The sequence below is a fragment of the Pseudomonas sp. genome (assembly GCF_049645325.1).
Lineage (GTDB): Bacteria > Pseudomonadota > Gammaproteobacteria > Pseudomonadales > Pseudomonadaceae > Aquipseudomonas.
The window spans coordinates 1-5,210 of record NZ_JBARTQ010000595.1 but is presented as its reverse complement, the minus strand read 5'-3'; the positions used below and the strand labels follow the sequence as shown (position 1 = coordinate 5,210).

Below are 5,210 nucleotides of genomic sequence, written 5' to 3'. Positions count from 1 at the left end.
GCCCCGCGCCCTGCGGAGACCGATTCATGGCGTTATCCCTTGAAGAACAGGCGCGCATTGATTTGGCGGCGACCTTTCGCATCATCGCCCACGTGGGCATGCACGAGGCGGTGGCCAACCACCTCAGCGCTGCTGTGTCGGCCGATGGCAAACAGTTTTTGCTCAACCCCAAGTGGAAGCATTTTTCGCGTATTCGAGCGAGTGACTTGCTGCTGTTGAACGCCGACGACCCGGCCAGTGCCGATCATCCGCAGGTGGATTCCACCGCCTGGGCGATCCACGGGCAGATCCACGGCCTGTTGCCGCAAACCCGCGCCGTGCTGCACTTGCACCCCATCTACACCACGGCAGTGGCGTGCCTGGCCACGCCGCATATCCCGCCGATCGACCAGAACACCGCGCGCTACTTCAACCGCGTGGCGGTGGATGAACTCTACGGCGGCATGGCCGACACCGAGGCCGAAGGCGCGCGCCTGGCCGGCTTGCTCGACGGCAAAAGCCGCCTGTTGATGGGCAACCACGGCGTGATGGTGACCGGCGTTTCCATTGGCGAAGCCTTTGACGACATTTGGACCCTGGAGCGCGCCTGCCAGATCCTGGTGACGGCGTGGTCCACCGGGCAGCCGCTGCGCGTGCTGTCGGATGAAGTGGCGGAGAAAACTGCGCGGGGCTGGGAAGGCATTGCGGATTTCTCGCGCCAGCATTTCGAAGAAATGAAGCAATTGATGATCGACGCCGACCCGTCGGTGCTCGACTGAGGGCTTTTTATGACGTTTTCCGTTGTCGCTCGCTGCGCCGAAACAGGCCAGTTGGGCATCGCCATCAGCTCTTCCAGCATTGCCGTCGGCGCGCGCTGCCCGTGGCTGCGGCCCGGCGTGGGCGCGGTGGCCTCGCAGAACATCACCTTGCCGAGCCTGGGGCCGCAGGTGTTGGACGTGCTGGAGCAGGGCGTGGCGGCGAGTGCCGCCTTGGCGGCGGTGCTCGCCGACGAGCCACACCGTGACTATCGCCAGGTGGCGGTGATTGATTGCGCGGGCCGCACCGCGCATTTCAGTGGCGCGCAGACCCTCGGCATCTACGCGGCGGTAAGCGGCGAGCAATGCGTGGCCGCGGGCAACATGTTGGCTAACGCGGAGGTAGTCGCGGCCATGGTGCGCGCGTTTGAAAATGCCTCCGGGCCGCTTGCCGACCGGTTGCTGGCGGCGATGCACGCCGGCCAGGCCAAGGGCGGCGAAGCGGGGCCGGTGCATTCGGCGGCGTTGATGGTGGTCGACGACTTGCTGTGGCCGATCGTCAACCTGCGGGTGGACTGGGCCGACGAAGACCCGATCGGCGCCCTCGACCAGCTCTGGCAGGCGTATCGCGGGCAATTGCAGGACTACATCGACCGCGCCCTCAACCCGCAACAGGCGCCGGGCTATGCCGTGCCGGGAGACGAGCGATGAGCACCAGCCGTGACCTGCTCGCGCAACTGGTGCGCTTTGACACCACCAGCCGCGAGTCCAACCTTGCCTTGATCGACTTCGTGCGCACTTACCTGCAACGCCACGGCGTGGCCTGCGAACTGGTGTTCAACGAACACAAAAGCAAGGCCAACCTGCTGGCGACCCTTGGCCCGGCCGACGTGCCCGGCATCGTGTTGTCCGGCCACACCGACGTGGTGCCGGTGGACGGCCAGCGCTGGAGCGTGGCGCCGTTCGAGTTGACCGAAAAAGACGGCAAGCTGTACGGCCGTGGCACGGCGGACATGAAGGGCTATATCGCCTGTGTGCTGGCCAGCGTGCCGGCATTGGTCGCGGCGCCGTTGCGCATGCCGGTGCATATCGCGCTGTCTTACGACGAAGAAGTCGGTTGCCTCGGCGTGCGCTCGCTGATCGAAAGGTTTCACGCGCACCCGGTCAAGCCGCTGCTGTGTGTGATCGGCGAGCCCACCGAACTCAAGCCGGTGCTGGGCCACAAAGGCAAGTTGGCGATGCGCTGCGAAGTGCACGGCGCGGCGTGCCATTCGGCGTATGCGCCGTCGGGCGTCAACGCCATCGAATACGCGGCGCAGTTGATCAGCGAGCTGGTGCGGCTGGGCGAAACACTCAAGGCGCCGCAGCATCTGAACGCACGCTTTGACCCGCCATTTTCCACGGTGCAAACCGGTGTGATTGCCGGCGGCAAGGCCTTGAATATCGTGCCGCAAAATTGCAGTTTCGATTTTGAAGTGCGCTCGCTGCCGGCCCAGGACCCATGGCAGGTTGCGCACCAACTGCGCGACTACGCCGAGCACACCTTGCTGCCGGCGATGCAGGCGGTGAGCGCGCAGTGCGCGATCCAATTCAGCGAGTTATCCAGCTACCCTGGCTTGGCCACGTCGGTCGAAAGCCAGGCCGCCGAATGGGTCGCTCAGTTCTGCGGCTCGCAGGACTTCGGCACGGTCGCCTTCGGCAGCGAAGGCGGGCTGTTCGACCAGGCGGGCATTCCCACCGTGGTCTGCGGGCCGGGCAGCATGGAGCAGGGGCACAAGCCGGATGAGTTCATCAGCCTGGAACAGTTGGCGGCGTGTGATCAGATGTTGGCGCGGGTGGTGGCATTTGTGAGCCATTAGGGGTGGCTGCCCACGCCGCCGACCTCTATACCAACGGCCCTGCCGAAACCCCTCGCGCAGCGGTCGCTCAGCCACCGGCAATGTTGGCCGGCAGTGGTTTGCGTTATTGATAAAACCCTTGGTACGCAGGGGGGGTTTGTGAGCTGAACGGCGTCTAAGGCGCCAGCCACGCTGCGTGAAGCTGTGGAAAACGCGTCAGCAGCCACTGCGTAAACGCCTGCACTTGCGGCGCTATGTGCGTGCGGCTGGGGTACAGCAGCGTCACCGGTCTGGGGGCGGGACGGTAAGGCGCGAGAATTTCCACAAGGTCGCCGCTTTCAAGGTAATGGCTGACTGAAATGCCCAGAGCCTGAATGATGCCGAAGCCCGCCACCCCGCATTGAACATAGCTATGTGACTCGGTCACGGTGATGGCTGCGTTGCTGACATGCACTGTGTTTACGCCGTCTACCAAAAAATGCCAGGGCAAAATCCGGTTGCTGTGGCCAGACAGAAAACTCACGCCCTGATGCGTCGCCAACGCCGCCAAGTGCTCAGGCTCACCGTGTGCTTGCAGGTAGCTGGGCGCGGCGCAGGTAATCAGCGTCGCCATGCCCACGGGGCGCGCAACCAAGGTTGAGTCGGGCAAGTCGCCAATGCGCAGGGCGCAGTCCACCCCTTCGCCCACCAGGTCTACGGTTCTGTCGGTGACGCCCAATATCAGGTTGATGCCTGGAAAGGCGCTGGAGAATTCTTTCAGGCTGTCGATGAATTCGACTTGAGCGAAGGCCGTCGGGATATCAATGCGCAGCCGGCCACTGAGGGTCGCGCCGGTGGGGTCAAACATGGAAGTGGCCGCAGAAATATTGCCGAGAATCTCCTGCACCCGCTCGTAGAACCGCTCACCCTCAGCCGTCAGCGCCACCTTGCGCGTGGTGCGCTGGAACAAACGCACACCCAACGAAGACTCCAGTTCCTGAATGTACCGGGTGACTTGCGGGCGGCCGACAGCCAGGGACTCGGCGGCCTTGGTGAAGCTGCCGAGCTCGGCGAGCCGGGCGAATAAGCGCATCGATTGGAGTAGGTCCATGGGGCGTCCTGGTGGCGTTTTGACTGTGACTGTTGCTTCAGGATAGAACAATCATGTCTGTTTCTGCGTATTTATTGCCTGCTTAAAACCGCGAATGATGTGCCCAAGGCAATGCCACACATCACTCGGGAATTCCATTATGAAGGCTTGGTTACTCAAAGATTTCGGGCTCGACAACCTGCACATGGGTGAAGTACCTACCCCGGAACCCAAACCCGGCGAGCTGCTGGTCAAGGTGGGCGCGGTCTCGCTGAACTTTCGCGACAAGGCCATCGTGGATGGCATCTACGAACCGCATAAAGTGCCGAAGGACTTGATTCCGGTGAGCGACGCGGCGGGTAGCGTGGTTGCGGTGGGCGAGGGCGTTTCACGCTTCAAGGTGGGCGATCGCGTGAATTCGCATTTGTACTCACGCTGGCTGGACGGCGAGCCCGGCCCGGATGAGCCGGAATACTGCTTTGGCTCGCCGCTGCCTGGCGGGCTGGCGCAGTACATGATCATTCACGAGGACAGCGCGGTATGCGCCCCCGATACCATGAGCTACGAAGAGGCCGCCACGTTGCCGATTGCTGCGCTGACGGCCTGGTATTCGCTGGTGGATTTCGGGCAAGTGCAGCCCGGGCAGACCGTTTTGGTCCAGGGTACCGGTGGGGTGTCCATATTCGCTGTGCAAATCGCAACAGCGCTGGGGGCCAGGGTTATCGCCACGTCCAGCAGCGACCAAAACCTGCAAGCCGTGATCGGCTTGGGCGCCGTGGCGGGTATCAACTACCGAAGCACGCCGGACTGGGAAAACGAAGTGCTCAAGTTGACCGATGGCAAAGGCGTGGACCTGCTGCTCGACGTTGCCGGCGGCAATGGCATCAACCAGTCGGTGGCGGCTACCAAGGCAGCTGGGCGTATCGCGCAGATTGGTTTTCTGACGGGGCAAACCGTGCAGTTGAATCTGATGCCGCTGATTTTCCGCCAGACCACGATTCGCGGCATTGCCGTGGCACCGCGCTCATCATTCGACCGGATGAACGCGTTTTTGAACGCGCACAAGATTCGCCCGGTGATCGATCAGGTCTATTCATTCGAACAGGCGCGCGAGGCTTATGAGCACCTTGCGAGAGGGGCATTTGGCAAGGTGGTCATCAAGATCGCTTAACGCATGCATTGGTCAATGCCACCGCACCTGTGGCGAGAACGGTCATCGGGTTACCGGTGGCATCAACCTTTGGCTACACCCACCCGCCACTGCGCGGGTGGCAGCAACCCATTGACCAGGTAATTGCCCACAATCCGCGACTTGTACACGCGCGGGTTGTGGTTCGCCAACGTGCGCGCGTTGCGCCACAAACGGTCCAGCGCGCGTAGAGGGTGAGAGGGCTCTGTAATGAGCGGGCTCTTTTGGGGCGCTGGCTTCTGTGGTGAATGGGCTTTTGTGATGAATGGGCTTCTGTGGTGAGCGGGCTTTTGTGGTGAGCGGGCTTGCCCCGCGCTGGGCTGCGAAGCGGCCCCAACACTGCCAGCCAGGTATGCCTGACACACCGAGGAGTACCTATT

The 5,210-nt window shown here is 62.7% G+C and carries 5 protein-coding genes and 1 pseudogene; 4 read left to right on the top strand and 2 right to left on the bottom strand.

The window, feature by feature from the left end; all coding sequences use genetic code 11:
- The first annotated feature begins 26 nt into the window (after nucleotides 1-26).
- The 3 genes from WBB95_RS24990 to argE are packed head-to-tail and all read left to right on the top strand — an operon-like array spanning nucleotide 27 to nucleotide 2,593.
- A complete protein-coding gene (locus WBB95_RS24990) occupies nucleotides 27-758 on the top strand; it encodes a class II aldolase and adducin N-terminal domain-containing protein (RefSeq protein ID WP_424490002.1) in 732 nt (243 codons plus the stop codon).
- 9 nt (nucleotides 759-767) lie between these two features.
- Nucleotides 768-1,445 carry a DUF1028 domain-containing protein gene (locus WBB95_RS24985; RefSeq protein WP_424490001.1) on the top strand — a complete coding sequence of 226 codons (678 nt, stop codon included), beginning with the start codon at nucleotides 768-770 and terminating at the stop codon, nucleotides 1,443-1,445.
- On the top strand, nucleotides 1,442-2,593 hold the full coding sequence (gene argE, locus WBB95_RS24980; RefSeq protein ID WP_424490000.1) for an acetylornithine deacetylase: 1,152 nt from the start codon (nucleotides 1,442-1,444) through the stop codon (nucleotides 2,591-2,593). Before WBB95_RS24985 ends, argE begins: the two co-directional genes overlap by 4 nt.
- A 154-nt stretch (nucleotides 2,594-2,747) precedes the next feature.
- On the opposite strand, the gene WBB95_RS24975 is transcribed toward argE, so the two are convergent.
- Nucleotides 2,748-3,662: a LysR substrate-binding domain-containing protein gene (locus tag WBB95_RS24975; protein ID WP_424489999.1), complete on the bottom strand. Its 915-nt coding sequence runs from the start codon at nucleotides 3,660-3,662 to the stop codon at nucleotides 2,748-2,750.
- 139 nt (nucleotides 3,663-3,801) lie between these two features.
- Between WBB95_RS24975 and WBB95_RS24970 the strand changes: the two genes are divergently transcribed.
- Entirely contained in the window at nucleotides 3,802-4,812 is a 1,011-nt protein-coding gene (locus WBB95_RS24970; RefSeq protein ID WP_424489998.1) for a zinc-dependent alcohol dehydrogenase family protein, read from the top strand.
- A gap of 62 nt (nucleotides 4,813-4,874) precedes the next feature.
- On the opposite strand, the pseudogene WBB95_RS24965 reads toward WBB95_RS24970, so the two are convergent.
- Nucleotides 4,875-5,018 (bottom strand): annotated as a pseudogene (locus tag WBB95_RS24965) (acyl-CoA dehydrogenase family protein); the annotation flags it as partial.
- Nucleotides 5,019-5,210 lie beyond the last annotated feature (192 nt).

What these genes read in the sequence shown, in the direction of transcription:
- WBB95_RS24990 (WP_424490002.1), top strand. Translation starts at nt 27, where the DNA reads ATGGCGTTATCCCTTGAAGAACAGGCGCGCATTGATTTGGCGGCGACC.
- WBB95_RS24985 (WP_424490001.1), top strand. Translation starts at nt 768, where the DNA reads ATGACGTTTTCCGTTGTCGCTCGCTGCGCCGAAACAGGCCAGTTGGGC.
- argE (WP_424490000.1), top strand. Translation starts at nt 1,442, where the DNA reads ATGAGCACCAGCCGTGACCTGCTCGCGCAACTGGTGCGCTTTGACACC.
- WBB95_RS24975 (WP_424489999.1), bottom strand. Translation starts at nt 3,662, where the DNA reads ATGGACCTACTCCAATCGATGCGCTTATTCGCCCGGCTCGCCGAGCTC.
- WBB95_RS24970 (WP_424489998.1), top strand. Translation starts at nt 3,802, where the DNA reads ATGAAGGCTTGGTTACTCAAAGATTTCGGGCTCGACAACCTGCACATG.